This window comes from Vibrio sp. 10N.222.55.C6 (assembly GCF_041473395.1).
In the GTDB taxonomy this organism is placed as follows: domain Bacteria; phylum Pseudomonadota; class Gammaproteobacteria; order Enterobacterales; family Vibrionaceae; genus Vibrio; species Vibrio crassostreae_C.
Window position 1 is genome coordinate 211,647 of sequence record NZ_JBFRSD010000002.1, and the last position, 17,993, is coordinate 229,639.

Sequence of the window (17,993 nt, forward strand, 5' to 3'; positions counted from 1 at the left end):
TGGAAGTAACCATCCATTAGGCCTGCAAGGTTAGCACGTTGGCTGTCTTGTTCTTTACCTAGTGCGTTTGGCACGATAGAGAACGTGTAAGAGATACCATCTTGTGCGTCAGCAAACGGTAGTTTACCTACAGACGTTAGTGAAGCTACAGCGCCTTTCTCATCACGACCGTGCATTGGGTTTGCACCAGGAGCGAAAGGAGCGCCAGCACGACGACCGTCTGGAGTGTTACCTGTTTTCTTACCGTAAACCACGTTAGACGTGATAGTAAGAACTGACTGTGTAGGGATAGAGTTACGGTAAGTCTTAAGCTTACGGATCTTGTTCATGAACGTAGAAACTAGTTCACAAGCAATATCATCTACACGAGAGTCGTTGTTACCGTATTTAGGGTAATCGCCTTCGATTTCGAAGTCAGTTGCGATACCGTCTTCGTCACGGATTGGCTTCACTTTAGCAAACTTAATTGCAGACAGTGAGTCAGCTGCAACAGATAGACCAGCGATACCACAAGCCATAGTACGACGAACATCACGGTCATGAAGAGCCATTAGAGACGCTTCGTAGCTGTACTTGTCGTGCATGTAGTGAATGCTGTTTAGTGCAGTCACGTATTGCTTAGCTAACCAGTCCATGAATGTGTCTAGGCGACCCATTACGTCATCGTAGTTAAGAACTTCGTCAGTGATCTTGTCTGAAACAGGACCAACTTGCATCTTAAGTTTCTCGTCCACACCGCCGTTGATTGCGTAAAGCATTGTTTTCGCAAGGTTAGCACGAGCACCGAAGAACTGCATTTGCTTACCAACGATCATTGGAGATACACAACAAGCGATAGCGTAATCATCAGAATCAAGGTCAGGACGCATTAGGTCATCGTTTTCGTACTGGATAGAAGAAGTATCGATAGATACCTTCGCACAGAAACGTTTGAAGCCGTCAGGTAGTTGCTCAGACCAAAGAACAGTGATGTTTGGCTCTGGAGAAGGACCCATTGTGTATAGAGAGTTTAGGAAACGGAAGTTCGAACGCGTTACTAGCGTACGACCGTCGATACCCATACCACCCATAGACTCTGTTGCCCAGATTGGGTCGCCAGAGAACAGCTCATCGTACTCAGGAGTACGTAGGAAACGAACCATACGCAGTTTCATTACGAAGTGGTCGATCATTTCTTGTGCTTGTTCTTCAGTGATCTTGCCAGCAGCGATATCACGCTCGATGTAGATGTCTAGGAAAGTCGAAGTACGACCTAGAGACATTGCAGCACCGTTTTGAGATTTAACAGCAGCTAGGTAGCCGAAGTAAGTCCACTGGATAGCTTCTTGAGCTGTTTGAGCTGGCTCAGAGATATCGAAACCGTATTTCTCAGCCATTTGCTTGATTTGACCTAGAGCACGATGTTGCTCAGAGATCTCTTCACGCAATTGCATTGTTGCAGAAAGATCTTCGCCGTTCTCGAAACGCTCTTGTAGAGAAGCGAATTGAGCAGCTTTGTCTTTCATTAGGAAATCAATACCGTAAAGTGCAACACGACGGTAGTCACCAATGATACGACCACGGCCGTAAGCATCAGGAAGACCAGTCAGAACACCAGACTTACGACATTTTAGGATATCAGGAGTGTAGATATCGAAAACGCCAGCATTGTGTGTTTTGCGGTATTCTGAGTAGATTTTTGAAACCATTGGGTCAAGAGTTTCACCGTATGCTTTACAAGAACCTTCAACCATACGCACACCACCGTTAGGGATGATTGCACGTTTTAGTGGCTTCTCAGTTTGTAGACCAACGATAGTCTCAAGATCTTTCTCAATGTAACCTGCATCGTGAGCAGTAATGGTAGAGATAACAGAAGTATCGAAATCTACAGGTGCTTTAGTTGCGTTTTCCTGTTTGATACCTTCCATTACCGAAGACCAAAGCTTGTTAGTTGCTTCAGTACCCTCAGAAACTAGGAAAGACTCGTCGCCTTCATACGGCGTGTAGTTCTTTTGAATGAAATCACGAACGTTTACTTCGCTTTGCCACTCACCTGCAGCAAAATCTTCCCAAGCTTTAGCAAATTGCTCTGCCATGACATACCTACCTTTTTAGTAGAAAAAATACGTACATTAACACTGTTGAGCCAGCGCCCCTCGTAAGGGTAGTACACTCTTATTAATAACAATATATATGAGCATATAAGCGTCATATGGTTATATATATTGTCACTACCTTTTATATGTTGTCTTTACTCTATGAATTCAAGACTACGCTAAAAAATTTCTGTAAACCTTAAACTAAATCAATAAATGCCAAAAAAAGTTGAAAAAATTTGAGTGGCAGGGGTTGCCACCCAAACTTTTTTTTAATCCTAATACTACTTTTGTGTAGTAAGGACCATTATAGCCAAGCTTTTAGGCCATATTGACTTTCTAGCATACCAACTGCAAGCATTGCTACCAGACAGATAACTAAAACGCCAACTGGGATAACAATCTTATCTACAAATGATAGACGCTTCGCACGCTCTTTATCACCAATTAGACCGTTATTATCTAGAAGCATAGTCAGTGCCCATGCTAATACTGGGTTAACAACCGCTGAACCGAAGATACAGATACCAGCTGCTTGAGAGTCTTTTGAATCTTTAACCATCTGCATACCCGCTTCAAGTAGAGGTAGAGATACACCTACAAGTAGCGCAACACGCATCACTGGTGGCCATACTGCTACGTCCATTGGGAAGCCAAGAATCGCAACAATAATACACAGAGAACCAAGCAAGATAGCGCCGCCAGGGATTGGACGTTTCGCGATTGCTGCTGGGATCATGTAAGTACCCCAAGAAGATGTGATGTTACCACCACCTACTGCAGTACCGACCATTTGACGAACAGAACACATCGTCATTGTGTCATCTACGTCCATCAGAACTTTTTCAGAACGTTTAGGGTAGTTCAGCTCTTGGAAGATACGGTGACCTAGGAAGTCTGGTGACCACATTGCTACTGCAAGAATAGCGAACGGTAGCGAAGCGATGAAGTGCTCAACATTTGGCAAGCCAAGCATCCAACCTTCAGAAGTAGAACCCCACCAGTAAACTGGGTTTAGGTTTGGAATACCCATTTCAGTTTCGAATACGATGTCGAAACCAGCACCTAGAACTAATGCAATAGCAAGGCCTGTGAATGCACAAACAGGGATAGCTAACCAACGCTTGTTCACTTTTGCTAAGAAAGCGTAGATAGCAATAGTAATAGCAAGAACGATTAAACCAACGTAACCCATGCTGCCCGCTTCAACGGTAGAAGATTGAAGACCAACCGCCCACTCTTGAATTGAGTTGATTTGGCTCATGGTACCGGTTAAGCCTAAGAATATGAGCAAGCCACCTGCTGTACCTTCAGAAGTTAGGTTAACAAGTTTAGATCCGCCTTTTAGGAAACTTAGGATGAGACCGAACACACCGATCAGGATGGCCAATGCAAGAGGGTGAGCACCAGCGAGAGCGATGGTACCGATAAGAGGGATCATTGGGCCGTGGTTGCCGGCAAGGTTTGCTTTAGGGTTAAAGAAACCAGAAGCAAGGATACAAAACAGTAGTGCAGGAATAAGCATTTCTACACGAGCGACTTCAATTGCGAAGTCTTTACCTAGGTTTACGTGATCCCAAGCTTGAGTTAGGCCATCAGCCCAAGACATCATTACTGCAGAGTACATCGCAATGATACCAATAGTACCAGCAAGTGCAGGAACAAGATCTTCAAGTTCAAAGCGGAAGTCACGACCTGGAAGGTTTAAACCGAAGCGGCGAGGCTTCATGATTTGAAGTTCGTGATCTAGATAATCTGAGCGGCTCTCAAATTCAGAAGCAGGACGGTGTAGCTCTTTATAGCTTTTCTCTTCTACTTCAGAGTTCGCATTATTGACAACGTCTGACATAGATTCCTCATATTTTTTGTTAGTAATTCTAAAATTGAATTCTATAAGTTCGCGTAATTGCGTAATTGCGTTATTTCTTAGTTATAACTCATTAACATTATGTTGCACGGTTTTGTTGTGCTTTATGCAGCTAAGTTAAAAGAAATGTTTGGCATTTTTAATGCCTTATTCTTTGCTGAGGAGTCTAACAAGCTTACCCTTTAGGGTGATTGATCTTGATCACTTTATGAGTATATGTGAAAGAAAGCTACAAAACGCAGCGATTCATTAACTTCCCATTGATAAATAGTGTAATTTATTTTCACAAGCTGACGTTTACCTATCTTCTTCGAGCCTTTGTCGTCATGGCTCGAGTTCAATACTCAATTCTTACTGAGTTATTTCACTATTACTTGCTTCCCAACTGTTCCGAGTGAAATGTTTACAATGTAATAACCTTAAAATAATTGTGCCTTACGGTGTGTATGTAGTGTTGAGCGTGCAGATTATATTTTGCAGATCTCGGCGTATCTAAGTTCACAAAACTTGTTTTTCTTGTGAGACATCAAGCTACGTGAATCTCATTTTGATTAACTTTATTTAAACAATGTAAGGGGTGTAATTGCAGCTTATTGATAGAACTCATTCATTAAATTGAGGCGAAAACGCTACCTTTTGCATAATAAGTCAGAGTGAATCGCTATTTATTCCAATTTATCAGGTTAATAATTTGTTGCATGTTGTTTCGTGTGGTGCTAGTTTGTATCGCATGAAAAGGTCGGAGTACCTTGCATTTTCACAAACTTGGGAGAGAAAGCGCATGAAAGATGTACCAGCGCTGGACATAAAGGATCTACACAAAACGTTTGGTCAAAATGAAGTTTTAAAGGGAATTTCACTTTCTGCGCATAAAGGCGATGTTGTATCGATTATCGGATCTTCAGGGTCGGGTAAAAGTACTTTCCTTAGATGTATCAATCTTTTAGAGACACCTACTGCTGGCGAGATTTGGGTTAACGGCGAATTAATTCAGATGAAAAACAACCGCCAAGGTGTTTCTGTGCCTGCTAACGAAAAACAAGTACAGCGAATCCGTTCTCGCCTAGCCATGGTTTTTCAGGGTTTTAACCTATGGTCTCACCTGACTGTCCTCGAAAATGTTATTGAAGCACCTGTTCATGTCTTAGGTGTACCTAAAGCTCAAGCGATTGAAAATGCAGAGCTACTGCTTAAAAAAGTAGGTTTGTATGAGCGCAAAGATTACTACCCAGGCCATTTGTCTGGTGGGCAACAACAACGTGCTGCGATTGCAAGAGCGTTAGCCGTTGATCCTGAAGTGATGTTATTCGATGAGCCAACATCAGCACTTGACCCTGAGTTAGTAGGGGAAGTACTCGGTGTAATGCGAGATCTAGCAGAAGAAGGAAGAACCATGCTTGTGGTAACACATGAAATGGCTTTTGCTCGTGACGTATCAAACCATGTGATGTTCCTGCACCAAGGTCTAGTGGAAGAACAGGGCGATCCAGCTAAACTGTTTACGGAACCTGAATCTGAACGTTTACAACAATTTATCTCATCGATTTACTAATCAGAATTGAAACGCCGTTGCCAACGGTAAACAGCGACGGTGTGAACAATAAAACACAACAAGTAAGTTAATAAGCAACAACAAACACAATATTAAAACTAGCAAAACATAAAAACCTAAATCACAGGAGTAGGGATATGAAAAAGTGGTTATTAGTCGCGGCACTTGCTGCAACTGCTGCAACGGGCGTAGCTCAAGCAAAAGAATGGAAAACAGTACGTTTCGGTATTGAAGGTGCTTACCCTCCATTTAGCTGGACAGAAGCTGACGGTTCACTGAAAGGCTTCGATGTCGATATGGCTAACGCGCTTTGTACTGAAATGCAGGTGCAGTGTAAGATCGTTGCACAAGATTGGGATGGTATTATTCCTTCTCTACTTGCTCGTAAATATGATGCGATCATCGCGGCAATGTCTATCACGGAAGAGCGTAAGAAAAAGATCGACTTCACTGGTAAATACGCACTTATCCCAAACAACTTCATCGCTAAGAAAGGTGCAGACCTTAACTTTGATGACCTAAGTGGTAAAAAGATCGCCGTCCAACGTGCAACAACGCACGATAAGTACCTAACAGACAACTACGGTGACACTGTAGAAATCGTTCGTTACGGTTCATTCGATGAAGCTTACCTTGATCTAGCTAACGGTCGTGTTGCTGCTGTACTGGGCGATGCATCTGCTCTAGAAGAAGGCGTACTAAACAAAGCTGGTGGTGAAGACTACGAGTTTGTTGGTCCATCACTAACAGATCCTAAGTGGTTCGGTGAAGGTTTTGGTATTGCTCTACGTAAGCAAGACAAAGATCTGACTAAGCAATTAGATGCTGCAATCCTTTCACTACGTGAAAAAGGCATCTACCAAGAGATCGCTGCTAAATACTTCAACTACGACGTATACGGTGAGTAATCTCTAGCATCACTTCTTAAGGGAGAGGTTCTCCTCTCCCTGTCTTACCAACTTTTTCGCAGTTCTGTTGGAATTCATTATGTTTGATTTACAAGGATATGAAGCGTCGATCCTGAAAGGGGCGGTGCTCACAATCGAAGTTGCCTTGCTGTCGCTAATTTTAGCTATGGTTCTTGGTATGCTAGGTGCCTTAGCAAAACTCGCGCCTTATCGCTGGGCTCGTGCTATTGCAACCCTCTACACAACCGTCATTCGAGGCATTCCAGATCTCGTACTGATGATGCTGATTTTCTTTGGTGGACAAATCCTTTTAAACAACAGTTTGTATTCCATCAACGAGTGGCTCAACGAGTGGTTTGCATCCAGTGATCCTAACCACGAATGGACCGCTTACTTACCTGATTATATTGATGTCAGCCCATTTGTTGCTGGTGTCTTAACCATAGGCTTTATTTTCGGTGCCTATATGGCAGAAACGTTCCGTGGTGCCATCATGGCTGTCGACAGCGGTGAAATGGAAGCGGCAAAAGCTTATGGTATGAGCCCTGTAAAGGCGTTTCACCGCATACTGCTACCGCAGATGATTCGTCACGCATTACCGGGTTTTGGGAATAACTGGCTGGTATTACTTAAAACCACTGCGCTGGTTTCGATTATTGGCCTAGAAGACATGGTACGTGTTAGTGCACTGGCGGCGGGTTCAACCAAAATGCCATTCACTTTCTACATGACTGTGGCGATTATCTTCTTATTCTTCACCAGTGTTTCAACGGGCTTACTTAAGCTGGTTGAACGTAAATTCAGTATCCACGCGAGGTAGTTATGGACTTTTCATTGATAATTGAAAGCCTGCCGATTTACCTTGGTGGTTTATGGACAACGGCTTGGATGGTTTGCGTTGCTTTGATCATTGGCTTATTCGTCGCCATACCACTAGCTATCGCTCGTAACAGTCCAAATATGCTGATTAATGCTCCGGCTTGGTCATTCATCTATTTCTTCCGTGGTACGCCATTACTGGTTCAGCTGTACCTGATTTACTACGGTATGGACCAATTCTTCCCAGTGAAAGACACATTATGGGAAAACGCATGGTTCTGTGCTTTGGTGGCATTCATTCTTAACACGTCAGCTTATACCGCAGAGATCATTCGTGGTGCGATTAACGGCTTACCTAAAGGTGAAGTCGAAGCAGCAAAAGCTTACGGCATGAGTACACCGAAGACTTACCGTCGTATCATTTTACCAAGTGCTCTGCGTCGCGCATTGCCGGCTTACAGTAACGAAGTCATCTTCATGCTTCACGGCTCTGCGGTAGCGGGTATCGTAACCATTATGGACTTAACCGGTGCAGCACGTTTGGTTAACTCACGTTACTACGCTCCATTCGAGTCTTTCCTAACGGCAGGTCTGTTCTACATGGCGTTAACGTTCATCATCATCGCGATTTTCAAATTCGCAGAGAAACGTTTCCTTGCTTACCTAAGACCACTTAGCTAATTGCATTTTACATAGTTAACAAAACGGCGCTCATTGAGCGCCGTTTTTATTGAAAGTGTCTGTTTAACTCGTTACTTGAACGTCGACCAAATTGGCGCGTGATCAGACGGTTTTTCGATACCACGTAGCTCGTAATCGATGCCAGCTTCAGTACACTTATCAGCAAGCTTTTGAGTCGCTAGGACTACATCAATACGCAGGCCGCGGTTGTCTACGAAGCCTTTTGAGCGGTAATCAAACCACGAGTATTGATCATTCACTTCAGGGTGCAGCAAGCGGAAGCTGTCTACAAAGCCCCAGTCCATCAATGTTTTCAACCATTCTCGCTCTTCTGGTTGGAAAGAGCATTTACCTGTTTTTAACCAACGTTTCGCATTAGGTTCACCAATGCCGATGTCTGCGTCGATAGGGCTGATATTAATGTCGCCCATCACAATCACTTGCTCATCTTTGTTGTGATAATCGTTTAAGTAAGTCATTAAGTCTTTATAGAACTGGCGTTTGTACGGGTATTTTGTTTCATGCTTGATGTTATCCCCTTGAGGGAAGTAGCCATTTAGCACGGTAACCTTTTCACCATCTTCATCTTCAAACGTCGCCATGATCATGCGTTTTTGATGGTCTTCATTATCTGTTGGGAAACCCTTCTGCACAGAAATAGGCTCTTGCTTACACAACATTGCCACACCGTAGTGGGCTTTTTGACCGTGGAAGTAAACCTTATAGCCCATTGCTTCAACATCAGCAATTGGGAAGGCTTCATCGTGCACTTTTATCTCTTGCAGACCAATCACGTCGGGTTGGTGTTTGTCGATAATAGCTTGCAGTTGGTGAAGGCGGGCTCTAAGACCGTTGATGTTGAAGCTAATTACTTTCATTTGTTTTTATACCTCTCGTAAACCTTTGTCACTGCTTGTTTTTAAAGGTTTTTGATTTGGTGGATTTCATGGTTCATCGTATTTAACCATGCTTAATAATTTCTGTCGCCACTTTGTAGAGACAAAATGGCGACATTAAATGATGTGAATACTTACAGTTACGTAGAATCTATTGAGTCTTAAGTAAATCCAAAAAGAACGCGTATTCAAGTGCGTCTTCTTTTAATCGTTTAAATCGGCCAGAAGCGCCACCGTGACCGGCTTCCATATCGGTTTTGAACAGCAATACGTTGTTGTCTGTTTTCATTTCACGCAGCTTCGCAACCCATTTCATTGGCTCAAAGTACTGCACCTGTGAGTCATGCAGGCCTGTCGTTACCAACATGTTCGGGTAGTTTTGTACCTTAATGTTGTCGTACGGTGAGTACCCCAGCATGTAATCGTAGTAGGCTTTATCGTTCGGGTTACCCCATTCGTCATACTCATTGGTGGTTAGAGGGATCGATTCATCGAGCATGGTTGTCACAATGTCTACAAACGGAACATGTGCACCAATACCACGGTACAGTTCTGGTGCTTGGTTGATGATTGCTCCCATCAATAGACCGCCAGCAGACCCCCCAACGGCGAACACTTTATCTTTCGCGCCGTAGCCTTCTTCAACAAGCTCTTTGGTTACATCAATAAAGTCGTTGAACGTGTTTTGTTTGGTCAGTTTTTTGCCATCTTCATACCAAGGGCGACCAAGCATTTCTGAACCGCGGACATGTGCGATGGCATAAACAAAACCTCTATCCAGTAGGCTTAGGCGAGTTGAGCTGAAGGTAGGTTCAATCGTAGAGCCGTAAGACCCATAGCCGTATTGGTAGATTGGGTTAGTGCCGTCTTTCTTAAATAAGTCTTTACGATAAACCAAAGAGACAGGAACTTGCTTACCATCGCGAGCCGTAATCATGATTCGCTCTGATTGGTAGTTATCCGCTTCGAAATCACCTAAGACGGGTGTTTGCTTCATGAGTTCGGATTCACCTGTACTTAGGTCGAAATCATAGTAAGTACCTGGCGTGGTTAAGCTGCTGTAATAGATACGAACTTTTGCGTTATCTAATTCATAGTTACGCGTTAGGTAAGCGGAAAATGCGGTGTCGCTAAATTCAAGTGGGAACTCGTTGCCTGTTGAGAGTTGGCGAACTTTCACTGTAGACAAGCCATCCGCGCGTTGTTCGTAAACAAGATGGTCATCAAACAACTCGAAATCTACAAGCTGAGTATTATCGTCTGCTGGGATGACATCGACCCATTTTGAGCGATCATGCATCTCTTCGGCGGTGACTTTCATTAAACGGAAGTTGACCGCTTGGTAGTTGGTGTAGATGTAATACCAATCACCTAGCTTAGCGATGCTGTACTCTATGCCGGTCTCTTTTGGGTAGAAAGCCTCAGCTGTAGCCTTTGGGTTGTTGGCATCGATGACTGAAACACCGCTGGTTTCTGTGCTCGAGTGCCAAATGTAGACCTGTTCACCATCTTTGCTTTTGCTCAAAGAGGTGTAGTAAGCGCTATCGGTCTCTTCGTAGATTAACTCATCGCTTGCTTGATCTGTGCCTAATACGTGGCGGTAAACTTGATAACCCAGCAATGTTTGTGGATCTTTTTTGATGTAGTAGAAGGCTTGGTTGTCGTTTTGCCATGCGATTGCACTCGAAGCGCCTTCAATTTCATCTTTTAGGTATTCACCTGTTGTGAGGTCTTTGATCTTGATGGTGTAAATGCGGCGGCTTAGCGTATCTTCGCCATAGGCCAACAAGTTTTCGTCTGGGCTGATCGTTAAGCCACCAATACTGAAGAATTCATGTTCTTTTGCTAGCTCGTTAACATCTAAGATGACTTGCTTGTCTGTGCCTAAAAAGTTTTTTTCACGCAGGTGAACTGGGTATTCGTTGTCACCTGTGACCTTATTCGAGTAGTAGTAACTGCCTTTGCGAACCGGTACCGAATTGTCGTCTTTTGCGATTCGGCCTTTGATCTCTTGAAATAATTGTTTTTGTGCTGCTTCTGTATGTTTTAACACTGTATCTGCGTACTGATTCTCTTGCTCAAGCTGTTGCAAAATCTCTGGATCTTGGCGTGCATCATCGCGCATCCAGTAGTAATCATCGATTCGGGAGTCACCATGAATCGTCATTGCGTGAGGGACTTTCTTAGCAACGGGTGCTTGGGTTTGCTGAGCGACGAGCTGTGATTGAGAGTAGTGGTTCATGGTTGATATTCCTTGATTGCTGCATCCGGCGACAAGCGCTATTGATACGACTAATGTGGTTAAAGCGATACGCATCTATATATCCCTAGTGTGCACCTTACTCTTTTTGATGCCAGCATCCTTTGTTGGTTGGGTATCTTCCAGTGATATTATTTATAATTGGATTCTGGATATGCACCTTCATCGTAAGTGTCTGTTATTGTTTTCAAAAAATCAAAGTAATGTTAAATGAAATTACTGATACGTGAGAGTGGAAGGAATAAATGTGCAACAAAAAGGGACACACTTTTCAGTACGTCCCTTTCCTTTGTTTGGGCAGGATTCGAGCTTTACGTTAAATAGCCAATGGCATTTCATTTGAGTGGTCAGGTTTACGATTAACCCAACGTAAACCAAGCATAGCGATGAATGACATTGCAATCATCAAGCAACCGAGTGGCAGTTGGTCTTGAGCTGGGAAGAACGATGCCAATAGTGTTGCGATGCCAGCACCTAGATTTTGCATACCACCTAAAATCGCACCTCCAGTACCAGCGTGGTACGGGAATGGCGAAAGTGCCCCTGTTGTTGCTGCTGGGAATAATATGCCAGCGCCCAAGAAGTAAATTGTGGCACCGCCAATCAAAGTTAATGCTGTTGTTTGACCAAACAGACCCGGTATCAATACCACTGTTGAGCCTACCAATATCGCAACCAGACCAACATTCAATGCACGGCGCTCAGAGCGACGTTGTGCGATGTAACTAGATAAGCCTGCACCGACTAAGTAACCTGGAATAGGCAAGACAAACAGCAAGCTTACTGTGGTTGCCGGTAAGCCAAGTACGCCACCAAGCAACACACCTGCCGCTGCTTCAAATACGGCTACACCAGCAAAGGTTGCGACTAATACCAATAAGAAACCTTGGAAACGTTTATCAGACAGAACGAACTTGTAGCTGTTGGCAACCGATTCATGCTTGCGTCGTTCTTTCGGCAGTGTTTCCATCATGCTCGTCATCATAGTGATCACAACAGCAATACCAAACAGCGCAAGGAATAAGTAGCTAGAACGCCAGCCGAAAACTTCTGTTAGGTAACCACCCAGTACAGGAGCCATCAATGGTGAGAAAATCACACACATGCTAATCAAGCTGTTTGCACGGTGCAGCTCTGCGCCTTCAAAACAGTCGCGAGTCAATGTACGAGACATCGCACCACCACAACCGATGCCCAAACCTTGGATAAAGCTGCCCGCTAAGAACCATTCATATTCGTGAGCGAACAATGCTACCAAAGTACCGATGATGTAGATGATCAAACCAATCACGATGATCGGTTTACGACCTAGGCGATCTGAAAGTGGGCCGTAAACAAATTGCGACAGACCATAAGGGATCAAGTAACACGCCATCACTGCCTGCAGTGAAGATGCCGAAACTAAGAACTCACCTGCCATATGACCGATAGAAGGCACGTACATCGTTTGAGTCATTTGACCTACGGCAGTCAGAATAGCGATTAAAAAGGTAAGTTTCGCTAATGGAAACGAGGCGGACATTTGCGTATCTCTCCAAAAATTAAGACGTAAAAAGCCTTAGCGCTCCATTAAAGGAGAGCCAAATGAATAAAGTGTTCAGGGAATCTAGGCGCGAGATATTAGATCTTGATTGCGGGCTTAGCAATCAAAAAGTGTGAAGTTGAGCAAGATAAAAATCTATAACTTGGATTATAAAAACTAATCCGAAGTTACTGCATTTTAAAGAGGGAGAGGGTGGAGTGGGCTTCCTTTAAATATCGATGGTCTGGCTATGTCCAAAGCGCTAAAACCTAAGCAACACAGCTAATGATTATATGAGTACATCATTTGAAATCACAGAAAAAAGGAAGAAAACACGCTCTATTAACATTTGTATAAACTTTCGTTTTATATGTAAGCAATTTGTGCTGTAATTATCCGCTAAGCTATTCGTCTAACTCATTTACATTGTGTACAGCAATTCGTTGTCGATGTGATAGTTATGGTTATGGAAGTCTTTTGGCTTAAATAAGGATATTAAATGCGCTCTCTATCGGTACAGTGGAAAATAACCCTCTTAGCAGGTTGTTGTTTAATCATTACGTCACTGTCTCTTATTGGTTTCTCGATCTACAACGCGACGAGCAATCAACAAGTCATCAAATCTCAAAGTTCAGAATCAGTTATCAATAAAACTCAGCAGTTGCTGGCGTCTGTTTCTCAGCTAAACGCTCAAGAAACTCAACGTTATGTAGACGAAGCTATTTACCGCGCAGAGATGCTTGCGGCCAGTGCTCAGTTTCTAAAAAACAATGCAGACGAAAACTTTACACCAAGTGAAGAGCTTCGTACCGCCTTGGATGAAATGGTTCGTCGCTCGGTTTTAAACTTCGACTCTATTCAAGGAGCGTATCTAGTTTTCAAGCCTGACTTGCTCGATAGTGAAGATGCGAATTATGTCGATGCTGATTATGTTGGTTCTAACGAAAAAGGTCGTTTTGCTCCTTACTGGAAGGTGGCAGATAACGGTGAAAATGTTCTAGCGAACGTTCTTTCAGAATCTATCTTGAATGATGACAGCAATAGCGAACGTTTTTACTGTCCTTTGTCTTCAGGGCAAACGTGTATTAGTACGCCGAGAGTCGTGAACAGCGGTGGTGTAGCACTACTTACGTCCTCTATTTCAGTCCCTATTTTGGTTGACGACGTTGCTATTGGTTTTCTTGGTATTGATCTAAGACTTGATGGTTTAACCAGTGTGATTACTCAATCTGACCAGAGCTTGTTTAACGGTGCGGGTAAAGCTTACGTGGTTAGTCTAGATGGCTCGGTCATCGCTTCTGATGATTCAAGCATTGCAGTCGGTTCAACTTTCCAAAGTGGCAATACAAACAGTGATTTAATGACCGACTTTATCTTTGGTGGTGAAGTGACAACGCAATGGAGCGAGAACGGTGAGTGGTTACTTGCCTTTGCACCTGTTGTTGCAGCTAACCAAACTTGGGGGGTGTTGTTTGAGATCCCAAGAGACAGTGTCGTCGCTGACGCAAATAAATTGGATTCCATCATTAGCACTAAGCTAAGTGAAGGCATCAAAACAGAAGTGATCGCCGGTACAGTGTTTATTATCTTTGGCTTAGCCATTATCGCGTTTGCCTCGTTGTCTATTGTGAAGCCGATTCGTCAGGTTGTGGAAAGGTTGAATGACATCGCTTCAGGTGAAGGTGATTTGACGCAGCGCTTGGAAGTGAAGTCTCAAGATGAAATCGGTCAGTTGTCAAAAGGATTTAACCTGTTCCTAGATAAGCTGCAACACACAATCAAAGAAGTCATTCACACCACAGAACAAGTGGCAAATACTACCAGCCAAGCGAAAGCATCAGCATCAAGTACTCGTGAAAGCAGCGAGTCTCAATTTAAAGAAGTGGATCTAGTCGCGACAGCGGCCGAAGAGATGACTCAAACTGCGGGCTTAGTGGTACAAAATGCAGAAGTGGCCGTTGATGCAGCGTGCGAAGCGAATCGTTCTGCTCAACAAGGGCAACAAGTCATCGAACTTTCAGCAGGTGAAATGAGAAAGCTGGTGGAGCGTATGTCGAGTGCTGTTCCTATTGTTGAAGAATTGGCAAAAAATAACGGAAACATCACCGAGATCTTAAGTGTGATTGAAGGGATCTCTGAGCAAACTAACTTACTGGCATTGAACGCGGCGATTGAAGCGGCTCGTGCTGGCGAACAAGGTCGAGGTTTTGCTGTTGTTGCGGATGAGGTAAGAAACCTCGCAAGTCGCACCCAGTCATCGGTTGGTGAGATCAGAGCGGTGATCGACAAGGTTCATGCTGGAACTCAAGATGTCGTTGAAGCAATACAAGAAGGCAATATCCTAGCTAACGATACAGCACTACACGTTCAGAAAGCAGTTGAAGATCTGGGGTCGATCTTTACTTCTATTGAGGCGATCAGTGATATGAACAGTCAGATCGTTCGAGCAGCCGAAGAGCAACAATCGGTTTCCGGTGAAGTAAATCAAAGCGTGGTTAATATTCGCGATTTGAGTGCGAAGATCTTGGAGCAAGCCGCGGCTTCTGAGCAAGTCGGCAATGAAATTGACCAACTGTCTCAACAACAAAAGAAGTTGGTCAATCAGTTCAAGGTATAAGCATTAAGCCTTAACCAGTTCTTGAATAGAAAAAGGGACAAATGAAGATTTCATTTGTCCCTTTTTTAATTGTTTATTTAGAGGCTAGGCAATAACCAGCGGTTGACGCTGCTTACTCTTCGATAAACCAGTAGCCTTTGTTGACCAATTCAGTCACGACAGTTATGCCCGAAGGAGATAGGGCAGTAGCCGAGGTAATCATGGTCTCATCGCAAAGTATGTTGAGTAACGAAGAATCCGCTTCATCCACCTTAACCACTTCGCCATTGATGTAAGCAGTGTTGCTTTCATTTTCGTGGTAGAGCGCCTTTAAGCCTGATACTCGGTGAATCTCACCTTCAGACTCTAAGTGTTGAGCGATCTCTTCTTGAGTCCATAGTGGCTCTGGAGCAACGATATCAAGCTGGTGGCGTGATTGGCTTAGCAGACAACCCATGAATTCACTGATGGTTTCAGGTTGCTCTAGTGCAGATTTCAACATGCCTGTGAGATTACTTAAATCCGATGAACGAATTTTTCCGTAGCCTTCTTGCATTTTGAATTCTGGATCGTGCAGGTGTACGTCACCCATATCATGAGCAAGCACAAAATCGGCAAAGTTGCTGATCAGTTCTTGTTCTTTAGGCGAGCGGTAGCCAATAGAGTAGCTCATTGACGGCTCTAACGTGCTCCCTTCATGTGGGAAACCTGGTGGGATATAAAGGATATCGCCCGGCTCTAAAGTTTCATCAATGATTGGGTCAAAACCTTCAATTTGACGAAGTGCAGACGCTTGAAAAGTCTCTTTGTATTGGCCAACATCTTTAGCGCCAACCTTCCATTGACGTTTGCCTTGACCTTGAATGATGAAGACATCGTATTGATCAATATGTGGGCCTACGCCGCCTTCAGGTGCTGAGTAGCAGATCATGAGATCGTCGAATAACCAGTTTGGTAACGCTTGGAACGCCTCAGTCAGCTGATTTGCGCCTTGGTGCCAGTGGTTCGCTGCTTGAACGATCAGTTGCCAATGAGTTTCGGTTAATTCGCCAAACTTTTCTTCAGAGAATGGGCCGTGTTCTGCAGTCCACTGATTGTCGAGGTTAGAGACAAAGCGAGAATCCACTTCTTCTTCCATCGATAAACCAGCAAGTTCTTCCGGCGAAATTGGGTCGACGAAGTTTTGGAAGCCACCCTTTAAGATGGTTGGTTTTTTATGCCAGTAGTTTTCAAGAAACTCGGGCATAGAAAAGCTGAGTTGGTACATGTGAATCCTGTATATTTTTATGCTAGATGCTAGATGCTAGATGCTAGATGCTAGTTTGGCTTGTAAATCTTGCTGGACAATTTTGATTGCTTCTAACGCGACTTTTGGATCGATTTCGTTGCTTTCGAGCAGATAGATCAGGTCGACAGCTAACTTAACTTCTTCTGGTGCGTTATCCAGTGGTGATGGTGTGTTATCAGTGTTCATTTCGCTTAGGGTTCTCTAAGTTAATCAGTCTCTCAATATTTTTCATTGAGTCTTCACAGCGTTCTAATCGCTCTTTTGCTAACTGCCAAGCCTCTTCCGCTTTTTTCTTACTGTGGCGAGGCGCAGAATCAAACGCTAACTTTCGTACTCGCACTAAATCGACCAATCGCTTTTGCCAGTCTTGGTGCTGAGCGAGTTCGTTGTATAGGTCGTTAAGGGTTTTCCCTGACTTACTTTTTCGGTCCAAGCGTAAATCATGGTTGGCTAACTCTCTTTGGATTGCTGCAATCTGATTGGTCAGCTTTTCTGTCAGGTAGTTGGCTCTGGATGCGGTCAGTTGATTTGTGGTTTGTTCACGTACAATGGTGCGGTACGTTGCCTGAGTTTCAAGTGCATAGGGAAGCAAAACAGAGGCGCCACATTTAAATAAGGCTCGGTCAAACAAGGCTTGATGATAAGCTCCTCGAGATTTATCAACCTGCGAGCAATGGCCAATCAAGGTATCAATGACACTTTTTAGCTTTGAAAATTGATTCATCTCACTCCCCGTTGGCTATTGCCTATAAGTTCACAAACCAAGCTTCATATGCCAGTTTAATTGCAAGTACGCTTACTACGGTAACAAACACAGGTCGTATAAATGTAGCACCGAAACGAATAGCAGAGTGAGCGCCAACAAATGCACCGGCCATCAAACAAAGGCCCATGGTTAAACCTAGAACCCAATCAATATGACCAAGAATCGCGAAGGTCACCAAAGAGGTAAAGTTACTGGTAAAGTTCATGGCTTTGGATAGACCAGAGGCAAGTAAGATGTTTAAGCGATAAAGCGCCATAGAGCTTACCGTCCAAAACGCGCCAGTTCCTGGGCCAGCAACCCCATCATAAAAGCCAAGAATGAATCCTTGGTACTTTTGTTTTCTCTTAAGCACAGGGCATGGCTTAGGAGACACATTATGGCTCACATCTGGAGTCTTATGAAAAATGGTATAGACCGCTGCGGCAAGAATGACTAACGGCAATACCTTCTCTAACCACTCGGTGCTAATGGCATCAACAGTGAGTGTGCCGATGGTCGCACCTATTAAAGTAGATATGAATGCATTGACCCAACACTCAGGCTTGAACAGCTTTTTACGGTAGTAAGTGAATGCAGCTGTAGATGAAGCGAAGGTTGCTGCAAGCTTGTTAGTACCCAATGCGATGTGTGGCGGTAAACCAAGTGACAGTAAAGCTGGAACGGTTAACATCCCTCCGCCACCTGCGACAGCATCAATAAAGCCTGCTGCAAATGCAACCAGAGCAAGTATGACCAACATGGTTGGCTCAATCATTTCCAT

The 17,993-nt window shown here is 43.8% G+C and carries 14 protein-coding genes; 5 read left to right on the forward strand and 9 right to left on the reverse strand.

The genetic code is table 11. The features are described from left to right. A partial coding sequence (pflB, locus tag AB4486_RS02675) for a formate C-acetyltransferase (protein ID WP_372116418.1) occupies positions 1–2,078 on the reverse strand: 2,078 nt, incomplete at its 3' end. Positions 2,079–2,385: 307 nt separating this feature from the next. After that, positions 2,386–3,927 carry a DUF3360 family protein gene (locus tag AB4486_RS02680; RefSeq protein WP_102398095.1) on the reverse strand — a complete coding sequence of 514 codons (1,542 nt, stop codon included), beginning with the start codon at positions 3,925–3,927 and terminating at the stop codon, positions 2,386–2,388. 799 nt (positions 3,928–4,726) lie between these two features. Here AB4486_RS02680 and AB4486_RS02685 point away from each other — a divergent pair. From AB4486_RS02685 to AB4486_RS02700, 4 genes are all read left to right on the forward strand, one after another. After that, positions 4,727–5,497 (forward strand): ABC transporter ATP-binding protein, encoded by a 771-nt coding sequence (locus AB4486_RS02685; protein WP_004736532.1) that lies wholly within the window; start codon positions 4,727–4,729, stop codon positions 5,495–5,497. 137 nt (positions 5,498–5,634) lie between these two features. Then, positions 5,635–6,405, forward strand: a complete 771-nt coding sequence (locus AB4486_RS02690) for an ABC transporter substrate-binding protein (RefSeq protein WP_017066930.1) — start codon at positions 5,635–5,637, stop codon at positions 6,403–6,405. A 79-nt stretch (positions 6,406–6,484) separates the two neighbouring features. Beyond that, the gene (locus AB4486_RS02695; protein WP_017062124.1) at positions 6,485–7,225 is read left to right on the forward strand and encodes an ABC transporter permease; all 741 of its coding nucleotides are present in this window, start codon (positions 6,485–6,487) and stop codon (positions 7,223–7,225) included. A 2-nt stretch (positions 7,226–7,227) separates the two neighbouring features. Then, positions 7,228–7,905 (forward strand): ABC transporter permease, encoded by a 678-nt coding sequence (locus AB4486_RS02700; protein WP_017062123.1) that lies wholly within the window; start codon positions 7,228–7,230, stop codon positions 7,903–7,905. Between the two features lie 71 nt (positions 7,906–7,976). On the opposite strand, the gene xthA is transcribed toward AB4486_RS02700, so the two are convergent. The 3 genes from xthA to emrD form a co-directional block, all read right to left on the reverse strand. Then, complete coding sequence (xthA, locus tag AB4486_RS02705; protein ID WP_017070028.1) at positions 7,977–8,783, reverse strand: exodeoxyribonuclease III; 807 nt, start codon at positions 8,781–8,783, stop codon at positions 7,977–7,979. A gap of 169 nt (positions 8,784–8,952) precedes the next feature. Then, positions 8,953–11,043 carry a S9 family peptidase gene (locus tag AB4486_RS02710; protein WP_372116519.1) on the reverse strand — a complete coding sequence of 697 codons (2,091 nt, stop codon included), beginning with the start codon at positions 11,041–11,043 and terminating at the stop codon, positions 8,953–8,955. A 334-nt stretch (positions 11,044–11,377) separates the two neighbouring features. Further along, the gene (gene emrD / locus AB4486_RS02715; protein WP_017065927.1) at positions 11,378–12,583 is read right to left on the reverse strand and encodes a multidrug efflux MFS transporter EmrD; all 1,206 of its coding nucleotides are present in this window, start codon (positions 12,581–12,583) and stop codon (positions 11,378–11,380) included. A gap of 499 nt (positions 12,584–13,082) precedes the next feature. Between emrD and AB4486_RS02720 the strand changes: the two genes are divergently transcribed. Next, entirely contained in the window at positions 13,083–15,200 is a 2,118-nt protein-coding gene (locus tag AB4486_RS02720) for a methyl-accepting chemotaxis protein (protein ID WP_372116420.1), read from the forward strand. Between the two features lie 112 nt (positions 15,201–15,312). Here AB4486_RS02720 and AB4486_RS02725 read toward each other — a convergent pair whose 3' ends face one another. Genes AB4486_RS02725 through AB4486_RS02740 form a run of 4 tightly spaced genes read right to left on the reverse strand, consistent with a single transcriptional unit; the run spans position 15,313 to position 17,993 of the window. Next, a complete protein-coding gene (locus AB4486_RS02725) occupies positions 15,313–16,446 on the reverse strand; it encodes a JmjC domain-containing protein (RefSeq protein ID WP_372116421.1) in 1,134 nt (377 codons plus the stop codon). Positions 16,447–16,482: 36 nt separating this feature from the next. Next, positions 16,483–16,653, reverse strand: coding sequence for a pleiotropic regulatory protein RsmS (gene rsmS, locus AB4486_RS02730; RefSeq protein ID WP_017055021.1), 171 nt, complete (start codon positions 16,651–16,653; stop codon positions 16,483–16,485). Then, positions 16,643–17,191, reverse strand: coding sequence for a primosomal replication protein (locus tag AB4486_RS02735; protein ID WP_048612727.1), 549 nt, complete (start codon positions 17,189–17,191; stop codon positions 16,643–16,645). Before AB4486_RS02735 ends, rsmS begins: the two co-directional genes overlap by 11 nt. Positions 17,192–17,213: 22 nt before the next feature. Next, on the reverse strand, positions 17,214–17,993 hold the full coding sequence (locus tag AB4486_RS02740) for a TSUP family transporter (protein ID WP_017062114.1): 780 nt from the start codon (positions 17,991–17,993) through the stop codon (positions 17,214–17,216).

Coding starts and splice junctions, on each gene's coding strand:
- AB4486_RS02680 (WP_102398095.1), bottom strand. CDS start 3,927: ATGTCAGACGTTGTCAATAATGCGAACTCTGAAGTAGAAGAGAAAAGC.
- AB4486_RS02685 (WP_004736532.1), top strand. CDS start 4,727: ATGAAAGATGTACCAGCGCTGGACATAAAGGATCTACACAAAACGTTT.
- AB4486_RS02690 (WP_017066930.1), top strand. CDS start 5,635: ATGAAAAAGTGGTTATTAGTCGCGGCACTTGCTGCAACTGCTGCAACG.
- AB4486_RS02695 (WP_017062124.1), top strand. CDS start 6,485: ATGTTTGATTTACAAGGATATGAAGCGTCGATCCTGAAAGGGGCGGTG.
- AB4486_RS02700 (WP_017062123.1), top strand. CDS start 7,228: ATGGACTTTTCATTGATAATTGAAAGCCTGCCGATTTACCTTGGTGGT.
- xthA (WP_017070028.1), bottom strand. CDS start 8,783: ATGAAAGTAATTAGCTTCAACATCAACGGTCTTAGAGCCCGCCTTCAC.
- AB4486_RS02710 (WP_372116519.1), bottom strand. CDS start 11,043: ATGAACCACTACTCTCAATCACAGCTCGTCGCTCAGCAAACCCAAGCA.
- emrD (WP_017065927.1), bottom strand. CDS start 12,583: ATGTCCGCCTCGTTTCCATTAGCGAAACTTACCTTTTTAATCGCTATT.
- AB4486_RS02720 (WP_372116420.1), top strand. CDS start 13,083: ATGCGCTCTCTATCGGTACAGTGGAAAATAACCCTCTTAGCAGGTTGT.
- AB4486_RS02725 (WP_372116421.1), bottom strand. CDS start 16,446: ATGTACCAACTCAGCTTTTCTATGCCCGAGTTTCTTGAAAACTACTGG.
- rsmS (WP_017055021.1), bottom strand. CDS start 16,653: ATGAACACTGATAACACACCATCACCACTGGATAACGCACCAGAAGAA.
- AB4486_RS02735 (WP_048612727.1), bottom strand. CDS start 17,191: ATGAATCAATTTTCAAAGCTAAAAAGTGTCATTGATACCTTGATTGGC.
- AB4486_RS02740 (WP_017062114.1), bottom strand. CDS start 17,993: ATGGAAATGATTGAGCCAACCATGTTGGTCATACTTGCTCTGGTTGCA.